General features: G+C 57.6%; 12 protein-coding genes and 3 pseudogenes. 8 read left to right on the top strand and 7 right to left on the bottom strand.

Annotation, left to right across the window (positions count from 1 at the left end):
• The first annotated feature begins 64 nt into the window (after positions 1 to 64).
• From GGD66_RS33400 to GGD66_RS33385, 4 genes are read left to right on the top strand one after another with little or no spacing between them, the layout of a single operon-like run.
• On the top strand, positions 65 to 898 hold the full coding sequence (locus GGD66_RS33400; RefSeq protein WP_183260834.1) for a class I SAM-dependent methyltransferase: 834 nt from the start codon (positions 65 to 67) through the stop codon (positions 896 to 898).
• A gap of 23 nt (positions 899 to 921) precedes the next feature.
• A complete protein-coding gene (locus GGD66_RS33395; RefSeq protein WP_183260833.1) occupies positions 922 to 1935 on the top strand; it encodes a succinylglutamate desuccinylase/aspartoacylase family protein in 1014 nt (337 codons plus the stop codon).
• 19 nt (positions 1936 to 1954) lie between these two features.
• On the top strand, positions 1955 to 3559 hold the full coding sequence (locus tag GGD66_RS33390) for a hypothetical protein (protein ID WP_210321758.1): 1605 nt from the start codon (positions 1955 to 1957) through the stop codon (positions 3557 to 3559).
• The gene (locus GGD66_RS33385; protein ID WP_183260829.1) at positions 3560 to 4018 is read left to right on the top strand and encodes a hypothetical protein; all 459 of its coding nucleotides are present in this window, start codon (positions 3560 to 3562) and stop codon (positions 4016 to 4018) included.
• Between the two features lie 356 nt (positions 4019 to 4374).
• On the opposite strand, the gene GGD66_RS33380 is transcribed toward GGD66_RS33385, so the two are convergent.
• From GGD66_RS33380 to GGD66_RS33370, 3 genes are all read right to left on the bottom strand, one after another.
• A complete protein-coding gene (locus GGD66_RS33380) occupies positions 4375 to 5205 on the bottom strand; it encodes a class I SAM-dependent methyltransferase (protein WP_283814505.1) in 831 nt (276 codons plus the stop codon).
• Positions 5206 to 6119: 914 nt separating this feature from the next.
• Complete coding sequence (locus GGD66_RS33375) at positions 6120 to 7391, bottom strand: extracellular solute-binding protein (RefSeq protein ID WP_183260823.1); 1272 nt, start codon at positions 7389 to 7391, stop codon at positions 6120 to 6122.
• 308 nt (positions 7392 to 7699) lie between these two features.
• Positions 7700 to 8632: a TauD/TfdA family dioxygenase gene (locus tag GGD66_RS33370; protein ID WP_183260821.1), complete on the bottom strand. Its 933-nt coding sequence runs from the start codon at positions 8630 to 8632 to the stop codon at positions 7700 to 7702.
• A 452-nt stretch (positions 8633 to 9084) separates the two neighbouring features.
• Between GGD66_RS33370 and istA the strand changes: the two are divergent.
• Both istA and istB read left to right on the top strand, forming a co-directional pair.
• Positions 9085 to 10622, top strand: a pseudogene (istA, locus tag GGD66_RS33365) (IS21 family transposase).
• Positions 10623 to 10635: 13 nt separating this feature from the next.
• Positions 10636 to 11286, top strand: coding sequence for an IS21-like element helper ATPase IstB (istB, locus tag GGD66_RS33360; RefSeq protein ID WP_183260819.1), 651 nt, complete (start codon positions 10636 to 10638; stop codon positions 11284 to 11286).
• Here the strand turns inward: istB and GGD66_RS33355 are convergent.
• Positions 11281 to 13383, bottom strand: a complete 2103-nt coding sequence (locus tag GGD66_RS33355; RefSeq protein WP_183260817.1) for a recombinase family protein — start codon at positions 13381 to 13383, stop codon at positions 11281 to 11283. The genes istB and GGD66_RS33355 overlap by 6 nt on opposite strands.
• Before the next feature lie 511 nt (positions 13384 to 13894).
• Here GGD66_RS33355 and GGD66_RS33350 point away from each other — a divergent pair.
• Positions 13895 to 14014 (top strand): annotated as a pseudogene (locus GGD66_RS33350) (ATP-binding protein); the annotation flags it as partial.
• A 447-nt stretch (positions 14015 to 14461) separates the two neighbouring features.
• On the opposite strand, the gene GGD66_RS33345 reads toward GGD66_RS33350, so the two are convergent.
• The gene (locus GGD66_RS33345) at positions 14462 to 15430 is read right to left on the bottom strand and encodes an alpha/beta fold hydrolase (RefSeq protein WP_183260815.1); all 969 of its coding nucleotides are present in this window, start codon (positions 15428 to 15430) and stop codon (positions 14462 to 14464) included.
• Positions 15421 to 15696 (bottom strand): annotated as a pseudogene (locus tag GGD66_RS42490) (DUF1045 domain-containing protein); the annotation flags it as partial. The gene GGD66_RS33345 and the pseudogene GGD66_RS42490, both read right to left, overlap by 10 nt.
• Before the next feature lie 183 nt (positions 15697 to 15879).
• Between GGD66_RS42490 and GGD66_RS33335 the strand changes: the two are divergent.
• Entirely contained in the window at positions 15880 to 16641 is a 762-nt protein-coding gene (locus GGD66_RS33335; RefSeq protein ID WP_183260812.1) for a CmcI family methyltransferase, read from the top strand.
• Here GGD66_RS33335 and GGD66_RS33330 read toward each other — a convergent pair.
• Positions 16636 to 18084 carry an amidase gene (locus GGD66_RS33330; protein ID WP_183260810.1) on the bottom strand — a complete coding sequence of 483 codons (1449 nt, stop codon included), beginning with the start codon at positions 18082 to 18084 and terminating at the stop codon, positions 16636 to 16638. The two genes, GGD66_RS33335 and GGD66_RS33330, sit on opposite strands and share 6 nt — an antisense overlap.
• Between the last annotated feature and the right edge of the window lie 127 nt (positions 18085 to 18211).

The following is an 18211-nucleotide window of genomic DNA, read 5'->3' as shown; positions in this document are numbered from 1 at the left end:
TCAAATACAACCTCTGGTCCCAAAAGACTCAACTTTGGGACCGAAGCGCTCTTTGGAGAACCTCATGTCGACCCAGAGTGCAGCGAAGGCCGTTGGATGGCAACATTATCAGACCCTTGGTCAGCACTACGACAAGGAACGTCCCGGGTATCCCGTCAGCGCAGTTCATGAGATTGCGGCGCGAGCTTTTTCTTTGCCTCTCTCCTTCCGCCGAATAGTCGACGTGGGCTGTGGGACGGGCATCTTCACGCGAATGTTAGCCGGGGCTCTCGACGGATCGTTCGAAATCTGCGGTCTGGAGCCAAGTTCAACGATGATCAAACGAGCTATCGACGCAACAGACCCGGATCGGCCAATCCACTTCCTCAAATCCACGGCCGAGCGACTTCCGTTAAGCGATCGAACTATAGGAGGAATTACGGCCGCAGGGGCGGCACAACTCTTCGATCGGACGCTTTTCTACGCAGAAGCGCAGCGCGTCCTGATAGAAAATGGTCTCCTCGCGATACTGCAGAACAAGCGCCTCCATGACAGCGGCTTCTTCCGGTCTTTCGAGCTATTCCTCGAGAGGTTTGTTCCTGGCTATCGGACAGGCACATACGCGGATGCGCGTGGCGGGCATTCGGTTGCTGACTTCGCAGACGAGCTTGCCTCAGACTCACGATTCTCAAACATCATGACCCAGGGTTGGGACTGGCCAAGAACGTTCAGTATCGACAGTTTTGAGGAATTCGCCTCTTCGACAATCCAACTCAAAATGGCTCTGACAGCTCACGGAAACGCGATCGTCATGAAAGAGTTACGATCACTTGTATATGACCACTGCGATCCGGTTGGCGCCATCAATGTCAGCTACAGGACCGAACTCACAACTGCAGTGCGGAACGTTAGCAATTAGCCCCTGCGTGAGGCAGACATAACATGCAGCCATCGCGAATCTGGTCGGAAGTCGATTTTCAGAAGGAAGGCAAGGCCACCGGCTATCTTCGCGTTCCGATATCTACCCATGCCTCCGCATACGGATGGATCCCAGTTCCGATTGCGAGCATCAAGAATGGACCTGGCCCTCGAGTCTTGCTGATGGCTGGTAGCCACGGCGATGAGTGGGAAGGCCAGATCATGCTCATAAAGCTGATCCAGTCGTTACAGGTGCAGGACATTCAGGGCCAGCTAATAATCCTGCCCGGGGCAAATGCGCCCGCGGTTGAGGCTGGCCAAAGGGTGTCTCCTTTCGATGATGGAAACCTGAATCGCAGCTTTCCTGGAGATCCGAATGGGACCCCGACGATGATGATCGCCCATTTTATCGAAACGGTCTTGTTGCCGGGTTGCGATCTGGTGTGTGACTTTCATTCCGGAGGGAGCTCGCTCGAATACCTGCCTTCTACTGTGATTGTCGCACCGAAGTCGGCAACGCAACTCCGCGAAAGCCTGGATCTCATTCGAATTTTCGGCTTACCTGTTGGGTTCGCAACGGATGCATCGACCGGCGGAGATCGCAGCTTGACTGGTGCTTGCGATCGTTTGGGGAGCATCCCTTGTCTTTCAACCGAATTGGGCGGTGGCGGCTCCGCTTCACGCCATCTACTGCGCGCCGCCGAGGATGGTCTTGCGCGCGTTTTGCATTATCTTGGTCTTCTGAACATTGCTCCGAAGGAGCCGCATTCTTATTCCACCCAACTCCTTTATCGCATTCGACCAAACGACTTCGTCTACTCTCCCGCAAAGGGCCTGTTCGAGCCGCTTGCAAGCCTTGGCGAGAACGTCACCGACGGTCAGGCGGCAGGCCGTGTTCACTTTACAGAAGAGCCTTGGCGGCGGCCTATCACAGTTCACTTTGAGGTGGGCGGCATCGTTCTGTGCCGGCGCTTTCCGGCGCGAGCCAATCTCGGTGATTGTCTGTTCAATGTTGGTAGGACATGGACCCCGGAATAGTCGATCCGCCAGGACACGCATGTTCATGACTTCAAGCCCTCAATTTCGTTCGTTAGCTGATCAACTTAGATCCAACGAAGAGCACCCCCCTGGCTGGATCTACGACGCCTTGCGCGTTCAACCAATCATCAATTGCGCTGGGACGAGATCGAGCTTTGGTGGCAGCAACCCGATTCCAATGGTGGAGCGAGCGATGAATGCTGCGAGCGAAGCATTCGTCGACATGGATGAACTCGCGGAAGGGGTTGGTCAATACATCGCTCAGATCACCGGGGCGGAATGGGGCATCGTGACCGCGGGCAGTGTTGCGGCACTTGCATTGGCAACCGCCGCATGCATCGTCGGCAATGAACCGATTGCAATGACGCGCCTGCCTAAATGCTGCGGTTTGAAGAACCGAGTCCTGATTCCGCGTGCGCATCGATTTCCATATGACTCAGTCATAAGCATTGTTGGAGCAGAGCTTGTTCCGTTCGATAGTCTCGAATCCCTTGCTGAGTTAACTGAATCAGCTTGCATGATCTGTTTACTAGGAAGAGCTGAGACGGCTGAAGGCGGGATGTCCTTGGAGGCGATACGTGAATGCGTTGGGCATAAACCGATCGTGGTGGATGCGGCTGGGTTGTCCCCTGGCAAGCCAGACCCTTGGATATCCCGCGGCGCAACATTGTCTATTTATTCAGGCGGAAAATATCTGCGCGGTCCGCAGTCAACAGGGCTATTGATCGGATCAGAACAACTCGTGCGGGCGGCCTGGGCGAACGGTCCACCGCACTTTTCGTTTGGCCGCGCGATGAAAGTTGGCAAAGAAGAGATTGTAGGCGCAGTCGTCGCTTTAGAGGCTTGGCTTACTCCATCTTTGCGCGCGATGGATGAAGAAAAGTGGTTCCGTCTCCTGAGGACGATCTCTACCCACCTTTCACCGGATCTGTTTCGCGTTTCCATTCAGCCCTCCAGTTGGTCGTCACTCACACCAAGGCTGAAAGTTTGCTGGGCGAACGAGCGGATAACCGCTGACGATATCGTTGCCCGGATGCTTCATGGTTTTCGGATTCAACTTCCAGACTTCCACTCGAGCGAGAATGTTGTCCTTGTTGATCCGTTCAACCTCTTCGATGAGGAGCAGGCTCGGTTCGTTGCTCGGTCCCTGGAGACCGTTGTCCAAACTCTTCAATCTGAAGCCGAAAACGCCCCTGAGGCGGCGGTTCCGAACCCTAGTGACGTATTCGCGGGACTCTGGAGCAGTACTGTAAATTTCGCTAGCCGGGTTGAAGAACATGCCATGGAGTTAACCCAGGAGGGCGCGGCTATTTCGGGCCGCTACCGAGGCGACGTCTTCGAAGGTTCAATTACCGGAGTCGCGACTGGCAATGAGATTTATCTTGTTGCCAGACATGAGGCTGACCAAATGGAACTTTATTATTGCCTTGAAGGTCGGCTCCGCGATGGCATTATTGACGGAAGTGCCCGGTTAGGAGCCATGACGCGGGAGCTACGAAGTCCATCCCTTCGCAAGCAGTTCGGCAATGCTGGGTGGACTGCAAAGCCGTTGAGCTCGGCGAGCGGGCTCAGCGCGCTGCTCAAACGACGTGGCGTCGCTCAAAGTTCGGATGTGGGGGTCTAGATGCAGACGTTCCCGGAGACTGCGCGTGAATACATCGCATTCGCGGAGCGCGCGGTGAGCCAATTTTCCTCCAGTCAAAATATTGACGATCTATTCACCGCAATTTTGGCGACGGCGCATACCTTTGATTTTTTTCATCGTGAAAGCAAGGGACGGCCGACGGAAGAGGCCGATAAGCAAGCGTTCGGCGCTGAAAACCCCGATTGGAAGACAATCAGGCAGCTTTGCAATGGGGGTGTAAAGGCACGGCTGACCTCTGTCAGCAAACCCGCTCTTGGCCCTTGCGCTGAAAGCAGCGTTCCAGATCAGCCAGTCTGGATTGTTCCGTTCGAGGAAAACGAACAGCCCGTCGATATGCTATGCTCTCGCTTTCTAGCACGACTTAAGGGACAGCTCTCCGCGCGCAGTCTAGTGGACCTGGACGTGTCAGCTTCACATATCGACGATCATGAACGGTGATCTTTGCTTGGACCGCCTCTGTTGTCCTGGCGGTGACGCAAAGCGTCTGGCCTAAGCAGGAAGACGAGGCGGCGATAGCCGGATCGAACGCGCGCATCGCAGCTCTCTGCCGCATCTCGTCGCCATTTCGATGCCCGCATCTGCCGATGGCAATTCTTCTTCCAATTGAAATTGCATCGCTCGGTTGTTCGGACTTCCTGCCGGGGCCACTCGGCCCATGTTTAAGAAGCGAACCCTTCGGTCGTCGAGAGACTCTCGTCCTCTTCCTCGCTTTCCGGCTGAGTGGAACCGTCAGAGCAACGCTTTAGCGCGGATGAGCGCGGATGAGCGCGGATGATCGGGGCGCCGGCTACGAATCAGATCTGAGGCCGACGACTAGGCGTGGCTCTGCCGAGAACGATTTCCGTGAACCATTCAACGCCAATATTGGCTGAAGAATCCTGATGCCGCCCCAGAAGCGTATCGATCTCCTTCGCGATAGTGGCAGCGCCAGATTGAGCGATCGCCGTTTTTATATGTGCCATAGAATAACAATAGCCGCGAAACTGATCTGCGGTAACCGTTTGGCGCCATTCTATCTGGTGGCGCTCGACAGCTTCCAAATTGGAATGCAAACGGAGTTCCGCCTCAAAATCAGGTTTCCCATAGCCGCCTGAGGATTCCGAGTAGAGACCTCGTTGATATCCAGGGATGTGACGCTCTTGAAAACTGGAAAAATCATCCAGGAAAGCGCTCTCCCTGTATCGATGTCTGTTCTGAAGGAGTAACAAGGTTCCATAGGGCTTCAGCACCCGCACGGCCTCGTCGTAAAATTTTGGCCTATCGAACCAGTGGGCCGAAGTCGCTGCGGTTACGAGGTCGCATGAACAGTTCGACAGCGGGAGGCTCTCTGCAAACCCGACTTGTACGTCGAGCCCAGGAAAAGCGGCCGAACGCTCTTTGGCGATGGTCGCCATATCCGAGTTCGCTTCAATGCACGTCAATATAGCGATGCTCGGCACCGACTCCATGAGTTGTCTACTGAAAATCCCCGTACCGGCGCCGACATCTGCGGCTGTACGCAGCGGCGGATGTCCCGCATGATAGCCTGACAAAATGCTAAACGCCTCCCCCGGATATCTGGGTCTATACTCATCGTAGCAAACCGCACAGCCATCATAGCAGCGCCATGTCAAGGGAGTACTCATAACCATCTTCCTTTGTGGTGTTTCGGAGTCGCCGCGACTATTCGACGATGATGGCTGCTGGCGCCTTTCAATACCAAAGAGCCAGACCAGGCGAAGTATGACCCACCCAGCATGGTTTCTTGTGAACGCAGCGGTCCAACCTGGTTTCCCCATCCGCTTCTGTTCCGAGGCATTCTGTCGTTCGGAGGCGAACCGCCCACATGTTAGCCAAACCGAACTGCCCCGCTTCCGCGACATCATACAAAATCGATCGTCTGGTTAAGATAGCACTTCGCTGGCACTTTTGAGATGTCGGTCGCCCACTCTTGGCGTGCCCAATGATTTAGACATACCAATGAAACATCGACTGCCGACTAGAGTGTCGCGTTTTGCGCCGTGTCGTCGCACTACCCTTACAAGCGCGAGCGGTCAACGGACTTACAACACCTTGTCATCGTGAGCAGCCGCATATTGGCTTACGGCGGATTAGCAATGGAAGGTACGCCTCCACAAGTATCGAGGCCCCACCTGTTCTGGGGAGGGACCTTTGCTCAACGTACAGTAGGCCGGATCTACGGCTCTTACCGCGAACATACCTGGTCACGTCCCGATTCTGGTAATCTGATTGGGACGTGCGCCGTGTAATGCGGGCCTCTTCGAGCGACACGTGGCGCGTGCGTCACCCAATGCGTGGCGGATACCCGCTGGCGCTGCTCGACGCATTCCCGTTGCCATTTTGCGTTTCGGCTCGACCGCCCAAACGTCGCTCCGCGATTTGTCCGCAGCGCATCTCAGGCTATTTCGCGCTCGGGACGTGGCCACCCAGACCGCGGGTCGTTCATTGCCCGCGCGATCACACTACACCGGCGCCAGATATTCGACATGTTTATGCCGGCGTTCCAGTACTGCACGGTGAAAACGGCCCGTGCGTAACTCTATAACAACTCTCGAGTCTGTCGGGCCAACTCAGTCAGCGCTCGCTTCGGCTCGGACTTTTGAGTTACCACCTTCCGCATCGTGTCGGACATTATATCCATGATCTTCGCGGAATTGTCGGTAGGAAAAGAAAACTGATCGGCGCTGAAGGGCAGCTGCTCGACGACAGAACGGTGATAAGGATTGACCGCGAAATACTGTTCAAGGAACTGCGGATCATTGAGGGCGATCATATTGATCGGCAAATATCCGCTATGCTTGGCCAGGATGGCCTGACCATCGGCGCCGGCCGCAAATTTGATGAAGTCCCAGAGGCGCTTTTGCCGTGCTGGATCTTTGGTGAACATAAAGAAGCCATGCCCCGCTCCAACAAGCCGACCACCGGGTGCCTGAACGGGCAACGGGCCGACCCGCAACTCGAACTGGGCAGATGCCGCCTTCGCGACCGACTTGATGGTGCTGGCCGTTCCAATATGTACGCCTATAACTCCTGAGTTGAACGCGTGACGAGCTTGCTCCGTTGTCATGTCAAAATTATTGGTCTGGCCGAACTTAGCCATGATTCCGAGGGCCTGCAGTCCTTCAGGCTCATCGAATGCCACATCGGTCAGCTCGGCATTCATCATCCGCCCGCCAAGCGTTCCAAGGATGTTCTGAAACATCCACGCGTTCGTTGACGCATACTCGATATATCCGCCGCTAATGCTCCTACCAAGCGAAGCAACCTTCCTTCCGATTTCTATAATCTCGTCCCACGACCTCGGCAGCTCAGCGTGCGAGGCTCCTGTCGAGTTCAAGAGAGCAATATTGTAGTAAACAACCGGAAGCGTTGTTCCAAACGGTAGTGAATAGCTCCTTCGGTCTACGATCGTTGACTCGATCAGGGGCAGCGAAAGTCCTATTATCGCAAGGTTCTCGACGCCCCCGGAGAAGTTGTCGATCGATTGTGAGATGCCGCGCTTCGCCAGCTTCCGTGCGTAAGTGAGCGACTGCCATGTACCATCTGGCAGATCGCCACTGACTGCTCCGCGGAACGTGTTTTGCAAAAGTACATCCCAGTTGTCGCCGCTTGCGACGAACTCGACTTCTGTCTCGGGATTCTTACCTGTGAACTGCCGCCCCAGATCCGCCAGCATCTTGGCAAAGCGCGGCGCGCCATGGCTGATCGTCAGCTTAACGATGTTGCCAGCGCGGCTGACCGTTGGGGTTGCAAGTGCCCCGGCCACTGAAGCAGTACCCGCAAGAAGCAGAGTTCTACGTGTCGTGTGCATCAATCTATCTCTGGCCTTCATTTGAGCCAGGGGAGTTGGTCCTGGATTGGCTTACGAGACCGTCTAGGTCACACCTGTTATGACTTTCAGGTGCCTGCCGTCCGATGGTGCTGCTACCACGGTTCAGCTTGCGCGAATGGTCGAGACTCTCGCCAATTTGAAACCGCAACTGCCCGGTTCTCTCGCCGAATGTAGGTACTGCCCGAGGACGGCCAAGTCATCGCCAAGTACACGAAAATGACGGCAATGATGAATCCAGCCAGCGTGGCCACGCCCAGCGGGCCGTTTGGTTCGACTTCGCAAATGCGCTAGGCGACCTTTGCGGGTGGGCGTTTGGCGGCCCTGATACGCGTTACGCTGCGTCGGCCGTCGACACTGACGGGCACTTCGCCATCGATAGTCGCGCGGCAAACGACACGATGCTGGTCGCCATAGTCATTGACCGCATAATGTTGCGTCGCGCGGTTGTCCCAGATCGCGACGTCACCCTCCTTCCAGTTCCAGCGCACCGTGTTTTCTGGCATTGTGATATGAGACTGAAACAGATTGAGCAGCTTCTGGCCGTCATATTTCGGAATACCGACGAAACGCTGCACCAGATCACCGAGCACCAATGCGCGCTCGCTAGTCTCGGGGTGGACACGTACCACGGGATGCTCGGTCTCATAGATCGTTTTGCTGTCCACCTCATCATAGTGCTTCTTGTCGGCGTCTCTCGCCCGGACTCTCAAAGCTTGGTAGTCGTAGATATTGCTGTGAACTGCCCAGAGCTCGTTGGCTAGCCGTTGCAGTGGCTGAGGCAGGTCGAGATAGGCGGCGGCGGTGTTTGACCAGATCGTATCGCCACCGAATGCTGGAATCACAACGCCTCGCAGCACCGAAATCTTGGGATAGGCATCGACGAAGGACACATCAACGTGCCAAATGTCGGCACGATTGCCGCCACGGGCGGCATCGAGCTCCAGGATCGAGGCCGTTCCCTTAACGACATTGCGTGTTGGATGGGGCACAAGATCCCCAAAACGAAGAGCAAAGCGGTCCTGCTCAGCGTCGTCGAGATGGCCCTGGTCGCGGAGGAAGATGACTTTGTGCTCGAGCAACAAGTGGTTGATCGCGGCGATCGTCTGATCAGACAAGTCCCCTGATAGCTTGATATTCTTGATTTCAGCGCCGATGCGCGCTGCGCGCTTGATCACGTCTGCACACGGAATGAGATTATCAATCAAGGCGGTGTCACTCATTGTAGCTCACTCCAATTGCCGCGTCTTTGACAAAGCCATCAGGTGACGGCGCTGACTTTCATGTGGGCCTCGTTCTATTGCCTAGTGAGCTCCCAGCAAAGACCGTGCCATTCGCTAAAACGATGAGTGCCCTTTGGTTGGCGCAGGACATAATAACTCATCGAGCAGCCGCGCGTAGTAAACTGCCATGCGGCTTGTCCCGGATATGACAAAGCGCACGTCGCGCGGCCACCTTCGCGCCTCGGGTCGTGGTCGAATAGTGCGCGTTCCAGACGATCGTGATCACCGATTCCAGGCCATCGTGATCACTCACTCCAGATCGTCGTGATCACCGTTTCCAGGCATCGTGATCGCTATTTCCAGCGGATCGTGATCGGGGACAGCGAGCCGGACACCACTGACAGTCTGCAACCCAGGTAGCTTGGTCTTTTGCCCGACAGCAGAGGATCGAGATGCCGACAGAGAGACTGTCCATGCGCCACATTCGCGAAGTTTTACGCCTGCATCACAGCGTCGGCATGTCGCAGCGCGCAGTTGCCCGCAGCCTCGGCCTGGCCCAGGGCACGGTCAACAAGTACCTCAACCTAGCGCGCCGGGCCGGCCTGACCTGGCCGTTGCCGCCAGAGCTCGATGACGATGGCCGGCTCGAGAACCGCCTGTTTCCGCCACCTTCCGATCTGCCCAGCGATGAGCGTCCGCAGCCGGATTGGGCGCTCGTGCATCGCGAGCTGCGGCGGAGGAACGTCACGCTGATGCTGCTATGGGAGGAGTACAGCGACTCCCGCTCCGACACATTCAGCTATTCCTGGTTCTGCGAAGGCTACAAGGAATGGGCCGGCCGCCTCAAACCGACCCTGCGTCAAGTTTATGTCGCCGGCGAGAAGCTGTTCGTCGACTATTCCGGCCACACGCTGGAGGTGGTCGATGGGCTCACCGGCGAGGTGCGCACGGCGCAGATCTTCGTCGCGGTGCTCGGCGCCTCGAACACACCTATGCCGAGGCCAGCCTCAGCCAAAGCCTGCCGGACTGGATCGCTTCCCACGTCCGCGCGTTTTCCTATTTCGGTGGCGCCGCCCAGCAGACGGCGAGCGACAATCTCAAGGCCGGCATCACCCGGGCCTGCTTTCACGAGCCGATGGTCAACCGGACCTATGCCGATCTCGCCCGCCATTACCGTACCGCCATTGTCCCAGCGCGGCCGTATCGTCCGCGGGACAAGGCCAAGGTCGAAGTGGGTGTCCAAATTGTCGGTCGATGGATTCTGGCTCGTCTGCGCAATCACCGCTTCTTCTCGCTCGCCGCCCTCAACGAAGCGATCCACGGGCTTCTCGTCGATCTCAACAACCGGCCGCTCCGGAGCTGGGGACGAAGTCGGCGTGAGCTGTTCGAGGAGCTCGATCGTCTGGCCCTCATCCCCTTGCCGGACGAACCATACGAGTACGCGGAGTGGAAGCGGTGTCGAGTGAACCTCGACTATCATGTCGAGATCGCCAAACACTATTACAGCGTTCCCCACAACCTTGTGCATCAGGAGGTCGAAGCACGGATCACCGCGCGAACGATCGAGATTTTCCTGCGCGGCAAGCGCGTCGCCTCACATCTGCGCAGCACCATGCCGCACCGTCCAACGACGATCGCCGAGCATATGCCCAGCTCGCATCGCCGCTACCGCGACTGGACCCATGAGCGCATCCGCTCCGAAGCCGCTAAGGTAGGACCCGACGCCGAGACCCTGATCGAAGTCATCCTGCGCTCGCGGCCGCATCCGGAACAAGGCTTCCGCTCGGCCATCGGCATTCTCGGACTGGTCAAACGCTACGTCGCGGAACGTGTCGACGCCGCCTGCGCCCGTGCCCTTTTGCTCAACGCCCGTTCCTACAAATCGGTCGCTGCCATCCTCAAGAACGGCACCGACAAAACCGCGCCTCCGACCCAGGAGGCGCCCATCCTCCTTCACACCAACATCCGCGGCCGCAACTACTACAACTGATCAGGAGATCATCATGCTCATCCATCCGACCGTCGAACGCCTGCGCGCGCTCGGCCTCACTGCCATGGCAGATACCCTCATCGAACTTCAGAACAATCCCGATGCCGCCGAGATGCCGCACCCCGATTGGCTCGGCCTCCTCGTCGATCGCGAGGTCACCTCGCGCGACAACCGTCGCCTCGTACGGCGCTTGAGCAATGCCAAGCTCCGACAGGCCGCCACCATCGAGAATGTCGACTATCGCACCGCTCGTGGTCTGGATCGCTCCCTCTTTCAGACCCTCGCCACCTGCCAATGGATCCGCGAGCACAACCATCTCGTCATCGTCGGTCCGACCGGCACCGGCAAGTCCTGGCTGGCTTGCGCGCTCGGCAACAGGGCGTGCCGCGATGGCTTCTCCGTCCTCTACAAGCGCGTTCCCCGCTTGTTTGCCGATCTCGGCCAGGCGCGTGGCGAAGGCCGTCTCGCTCGCCTGATCGCGGCGCTGGAGCGCGTCGACCTGCTCATCCTTGACGACTGGGGACCCGAACCGCTCACCGCCGACCAGCGCCGTGATCTGCTCGAGATCGTCGATGACCGCTACGACAAGGGATCATTGGTGATCACAAGTCAGGTCCCGGTTTCACAATGGCATGACGTGATTGCCGAGCCGATGACTTCATGATGCCTCCTTCTTCGAACGCTTGGTGCGTCGTACCCGATTGCGAAGCTGACTGATCTGTTCGTCGGAGAGCTCGATCTGCCATGGCTGGCCTTTGGCCAACTGATGACCTGCCAGCAATCCGCGCGCGAGATAATCGAACACCGTCTGCGGGGTTACTCCAAGCTCGGCCGCAGCGCCCTGAATCGAGAAGCTCCCGTCGGGCCAGCGCATCGGGTTCTTGTCCATGCCGTTGATTTTGACGGTGGGAATGCCCCAGCGGGTGCGCAACACCCAGACGTTCTCGCCTTTGAAGGCGCAGCCTCGGGCCGCGACGAAGCCTTCCTGATTGAGTATTGCCGCGATCTCGCCATCCATTTTGTGTTCAGCATTCAACTCGACGATCCGTCGCCGCAACCGATCAATGTCGATGTAATCGCGGTAGGTGTGAACGCGCCGTTGTACGTGATGCTGGCTGGTTGCGCCGGTCTGCCAGACGATCTTGAGCCACACCTGACCTCGGGTCCGCTTCTGATCAAGAACGACTTCGCGGATGACAAATCGCAGAATGCGCTTGCGATCGGCTGCCGACGTGGTGGCCGTATTCCAAATCCGCGGCAGGTTCTCGCCGAGCGCTTGTAGCCCAGCGCGTTCCGCCGGGCCAATCAGAAGCGGCTCTTGTACTCGCCAACGCGCATGCTGCTGCTCGACCGCCTCGACGACACGCAGCTTCTCTTCCCAAGCCCGCTCAAGTGAGCGCGCCACAAGACGGTTCTCGGGTTCTACGGCGTCATACTGACGCCAAGCGCGCTCGGCCTCGTAGCGGGCGCGCTCCACGCGAAGCGCCCACTGGCGCTCGAGCTGACGGCTCTCCTGCTCCAGTTGGCCCGCCGCCGCGAGTGCGATCTCAATCTGATCCGGCACCAGGGCATCGAGGACCACCCGCTCGACCAGCGTGTCAACCGCCAAGGCCCGGACTTCCTGACACAGTGCACTGCCTTGCTGGTCCCGATCCGAGCGGCAGCAATAGACCGGATAGTCGGCATTCGGGCCCGTGTAGCGCATGCTCATGCGCCGTCCGCAACGGCCGCAGATCGCAATTCCTTGTAACAGGGCTGCCCCCTTGCGCGGTACGCCAGAATGTCCTGCCTCATAGCGGAAGACGTTATCTGCCAATCGCCCCTGGTTGGCCATGAACTCCTCCCAGCTGATGTAGCCTGGGTGAGCGGCGTGGAGGCAAACCGCCCAATCCCCGATCGCCACCTTGACCGTTCCCGTCAGCGATCCCGGCCGGCATCGGCTCGGATCCTTTTGCCGGCGGCCATAAACATACGCCCCAGCATAGGCCGGATTTTGAAGGACGCTAAGGACGCGTGCACTATCTGGCGCACGCCAGACGATCTCGTGTGGAAATGGTCCAAGCAGCGGTCGAACCGGCAAGGACAATCCGTTCCTGTCCAGGTAACGCATCACACGGCGAGCGCTTTGCAGTTCCCGGAATTTGGCGAACACGAGATGAAGACGGGCCTGCACCTCCTCATCGGGATTGAGAATGATTGTGCCCGCTCGCTCATAGGCGAGCCCGGCTGGCAGAGGCAGCCGCAGTTCGCCCCGCGCCGCCTTCTGGCGTTCCCCTTGGTGAAGGCGCATCCGAAGCTGATGCAACTCCGCCTCGCTCATGATGCCGGACAAGCCCAACAGCAGGCGGTCGTGGTAGGCGCGCGGATCGTAAAGCCGCTCGCCATCCGCAATGAGCACGCTGAACACCGAGCACAGTTCGAGAAGCTGATGCCAGTCCCGGTTATTGCGGGCCAAGCGAGAAGCGTCGAGGCTCACCACAAGACCGGCGTTGCCAAGGCCGATCTCGGCAATGAGCTTCTGGAAACCATGACGATCCACGCCGCCAGCACCGGATTTGCCCAGATCTTCGTCAATGACCTGGACGCGCTCCGGCGGCCAGCCCAGACCGATGGCGCGATCGACGAGGCGGTACTGCAGCTCCGTGCTCTCCTGGTGCTGGCGCACCTGGTTCACGGATGACTGCCGCACGTAGACATAGGCCAACTTGGCTCGGTGCGCAGTCGTGAGCCGCTCGTCAGCGACGTTCGAGCTGATCAGCACGACCCAGTCCCCTTCCGGGCGTGCCGGGAACCGCTTGCATTCGCCGCAGCAGCGTGGCGAGGATTTGAGCGATCTGGGTTTGCGTCGCGGTCGGCAGATTCGGCCACAGGCGCGGAATGCCGGCCGTCGGACGGCCAGGGGGATTTGCCAACGTCGGTAGGGGTCGATACGCAACGCGACCTGGAAGCGGTCGGTGGGTCATCGCGAATCACCTTCTCGTCGAGAAGGCTCAGACTCGCGCTCAAATGTTGCATCAATGGGATCAGCGTACGTGCACTGATGCGCGGCAGATCGGCGGCGTTCGGGCGGGAAGTGATCGGCGTCTCGGCAAGATCCGTCGACGCGATCCGAACCGCCCGCGGCCGGCCGTCCGGCAGCGCGACAACGACGTAGGCGGGACCGCGCCCCGACCGCTCCTTCAGCACCTCAAGCCGGTGCCCAAAAAGAAAATGATGCGGGTCGGTAATCGTGACGTGAGACACGACCCGTTCAAGAATAGGGGTACTCTGACGTGTTCGCCGACCCCACGCTCGGCGATGCCATATTGGACCGCATCATTCACAACGCCCACCGCATCGAGCTCAAAGGTGACAGCCTGCGTCGGCGGACCGACGATAGGACAAACGCGTGACCACCGCGCGCCCGATCGCCCCACCGGCCCACAGGTCCCTCCCGCGCGCGCCGCTGCGTCGCTCGTGGGGGCCACTCCGCGCCACGCGCGGGGCCCTCCCATGGACCGCTGGAACGATCTCCAAACCCTCACGCCCGTCTTGACCAGGCAGACCATTTCCCGCACACATAAACACGTCAGTCGTGTTCGCCTCCGCAAGTGATCACCATCTTCTGGAATTTCTGATCACCATCGCCCGGAATCGCTGATCACCATCCCTGGAATACGCAGTCGAATAGAACAGAGCGGGAGACATTCACCGAATGCATCGGCTTGATGCCGCGACAGTTGCGACGACGAGTGCCGCGCCGTTGTTTAACGCTCCACACAGCGGACGGGCCGCATCTCGCTCAAGCGGCTCTCCGAAGTTGCCGTGAAGGGGATTGCAATCGCAATAAAGTGTACGTTTTAGGCTCTTCCACACGATTGAACTAGCCAGTCGATAACTAGAGTGGCAATGCTTTCACTGTTTCTGTCTGCCATTGGGCAATGGCTGTTTCCGACAATTCCACGTTGTGGCAGATCCATCCACTCTAGAAGTGACACTCGATCCACTTGGCGAGCCCAATTCTGCATCTGGCTTCGTAGAGTTCGCCAGCAGCTGCTGTGCTCAAAAAAGTCTCCAAAAAGAAGAAGCAGGCGTCGCTCCTGGAAAACTTGGATGCTTGTAGAAATTGGCCAAGCGGGCGGAGCGCTTGGCTCAACTAGGCACAGAGCCCGGACGAAGTCTGGCATGCGTCGCACCGCCTCGTAAGCGAAAGCCGCCGCTGAGCTATGAGCGACGATAATGCAACACCCGATGCTCGCGACGAGAGCGCAATAGGCCTCCGCGGAGGCCTCCTCCACCCCCTCCCAGCGTGGCGTGATCATCTTGGTGAATTGGTCGAACTTGTCGTCAGGAAATTGGGTGCCTTCGAAGGTCAGCCGCTTTTTGGGATCCGTGTCGTAGGAACCCACCGGTCCGATCCGGAAATGTTCCCAACACTCGCGTTTCGAGCGAAATAATGGCTCAGAAGGAAAGAGCTCAGGCTGATGCGCCCACGACGCACGGCCCGCCCCAACGGCGTCAGTGACGTAGACATCTAAGCCGGCTCTCAGAAAGTGGCTCAGCCAACCCGGTCCGCCGTCGGCCTGTGTCTCCCATACGGCGCCCGTCAACCCGCCGCCATGCCAAAGCAGCAAGGGCACAGCATGCTTGGGCCGAGCTAGCTTAAAAGCTTGAACATAAATCTGACCGACATCGAAATCGCCGTTCGGATCGACAAGATATGGAACTGGATGCTGTGGAAGGATGACATTGCGGGTCGCACGACCCGAAACAGTCGCGACGCGTCCGCCGACATAAAAGCTGGATATTTCCGCGAGATCTATGCCCATGCTGAGGCGAAGCTTCGAACGCTGCCCTGTTTAAGGGAATCCGGCGCGAACAATGAGATGAGCACCGGGCACTCCTGCTCAAAAAGCGTCAAGCCGACGATACCATATTCGACGGTCGCCGGGTCCCCGAATAAGTTGTCAACTCGGTCCTGCACCGTCGATTGCGTCATAGGCGAAAGCTTGACGATTAGCGTCATATAAAGCCGAAACCGGTCGACTCGATAGAGATATCCTGACCGCACAAGTTGCGTGGCCTCAACATCATCGAATGATTGCTGAGGCGCATTTCGCTTTAGTCAGGGGGCTCGGACCTGATCGGACTTGCGGTCTTCCCTATTTGATTTGGTAGCTGCCCAGGCGGGCTAGCCATTGGTTTAGTCGGTTTAAGCTAGTGGGTCGACCGAGTTGCCCCTGCTAGACAACGAGAGGTGCAGTGTGGAGATGGCCCCATGAAACTCACGTCCGGATACAAGGATTTTTGGGAAACGGTCCACAAGAACTACCCGGATCAAATAAGACCAGGTGGAAATCTTGAGTGGACAATCCCACTATGCAGCGTCGTGAATGCTGACTGTTCCGACCGCTTTGCAAAGCCATCGGCGCGAGGATGGAAATCGTCTCTTAACCCAAAGGTTTTTCCCAATCGCTGGACAAAAGTGGGAGCCTTGGCGCTGACGTACAAAGGATTAATGAATCTCAAGACCCCTTTTGATTTGGCTTTGTATACGAGGCTGATTTGGGAGCTTCAGCCGAGGACAATTCTAGAACTTGGTTCGTTTCAGGGGGGCAGCGGACTGTGGTTCGCCGACCAAATGTCGGTACTTTGTGAAAATCCAGGTGAGGTTCACTCATTTGATTTGAACCCTAAATGCATCCATGAGAATGCAAAGCATCCCCTTCTTACCTTTCATCAGATTGACCTCTCGGATGTTGCCGCGTTCGACGAAAAGCTGCTGGAGAAGCTGCCTCATCCTTGGCTTGTGATTGACGACGCGCATGTGCAAATTTTTTCCACATTTTCTTACCTGAGCCGCTTCCTTATGTCGGGAGATTACTACGTGTTTGAAGACGACCCTATGAACGCAGATAAAGAGATAATTGATGGATTGCAACTGGTCGAGCAATCAGGATTTTTAATCGATACCTATTATACTGACGCGTTTGGGAGCAATCTTACTTGTGCTCCCAATGCATGGCTTCGAAAGTCATAAGCCTACGTAGTGGTGTCGGTTTGGAATAACGTCCTCTTCATTGTTTTCGTGGTACGGCGCAGCCCCCTTTAAAACGGGCGTGAGATTTTGATTCATCCAACTTGCCACGTCGACAACTCGATAGTCTTCATGCCGCTGTCCCATCACCTGAAGACCGACCGGCAGGCCACGAATTGCCATTAGTGGCAGGGTTACCGCAGGAGCGCGAACCGCGGCAGCGCATAGGTTGAAAGCTGGATTCCCATTGTAGCTGGTCTGAATTGCCCTGCCCGGATCACCGGCTTCAGTCGACCTTTCCGTTTCGTTTGCGCTGCCGACCACTGGAGCCGGACCTAGTGAGGTCGGGCTTAACAAGACATCGCCAATGCCAGACAAACTAGAAAACCGGCGCAAAGCGGTAGCTTGGAGATCCAACGCCCTTCGGTAGTCGTCAATAGTGACTTTCCTTGCCCGTTCGAGATGCTCCAAGTTCAACTCTGATATTTTGAATCGACGTACCGCGTTCTCGAAGCTCCAACGTCCCTCGAAGGTTAGTGTCGTATACACAATCTCCTCCGCCCGTTCGAGGATTTGCTCGAACGCCTCAACGGCGGGATCGTCCTTCCTCGTTACGACGGTGACATCATTGGATCGTAGCTGCTCCAACAACGCTTCGAAAGCCTCACGAGTGTCGGCATCGACGGTTGGCCAACCGGGAGATTCCATGATGATGACTCGGGACGGGCACCTTCCACACGGTGCGTTCTTCGGTCCGAATAGACCCGGTTCTCCTGGTTCGCCTCCTGAGCGCCGCGCTGTCTCATAAAGGACATGCCACATGTCCTCGATGGAGCCCGCATGCACGCCGAGGCAAGATATGTTCGAGCTAACTTCTTGGCGGAGAACTCCGGTGGTGGGTTTGATACCAAAATGCCCACAAAAGCCGGCAGGCCTTAGCAGCGAGCCGCCTCCATTGGAGCCAATCGCGGCTGGCAGCATTCCGGCGCCGATCGCGGCGGCGGAACCGCTCGACGATCCACCAGGCGTATGCCGCGGATTGAAGGGATTGCGAGTCTTCGCCGGACCGCTTTTCCCAAGCTCGGTTGCCGTCAGCTTGCCGAGCAGCACGGCACCGGCTCTACGCAACGCTTCTACACAGGGTGCATCTTCAACGTCGTTTTCCGGTTGATATCCAGCAACGCCTTCCGCAGTTGGCAGGCCACGCATCTTGTCAAGGTCTTTGACGCCCATCGGCATGCCATCGATCGAAGATATCGGCTTGCCCGCTTTATAGCGCTCGGTCGCTTCGGCAGCAGACCGACGAGCTCCTTCGATGTCCATCGCCTCCCACGCCTGGACGACAGGTTCCCGCTCCCGGATGACGTTGAGGCAACGCTCGAGATACTCGGAGGGAGAATCGTCGCCGTCGAGAAAAGCCTGCCGGTGATTACAGAAGGTTTTCATTCTGTGGGATCGAGGATCATATGACGTGCCGTTCGGTTTCATCTTGAGTTCCCTAATCCGTTACAACTTCACATTCCTGCCCGCCGACTATGGAGCGGGCAGAGATTGAATTCCAAAGCGTCGCTAT

This window comes from Bradyrhizobium sp. CIR48, assembly GCF_014198315.1.
Taxonomy (GTDB): domain Bacteria; phylum Pseudomonadota; class Alphaproteobacteria; order Rhizobiales; family Xanthobacteraceae; genus Bradyrhizobium.
Note: the sequence above shows the minus strand (reverse complement) of the source record. Positions and strands in the feature narration are given on the sequence as shown.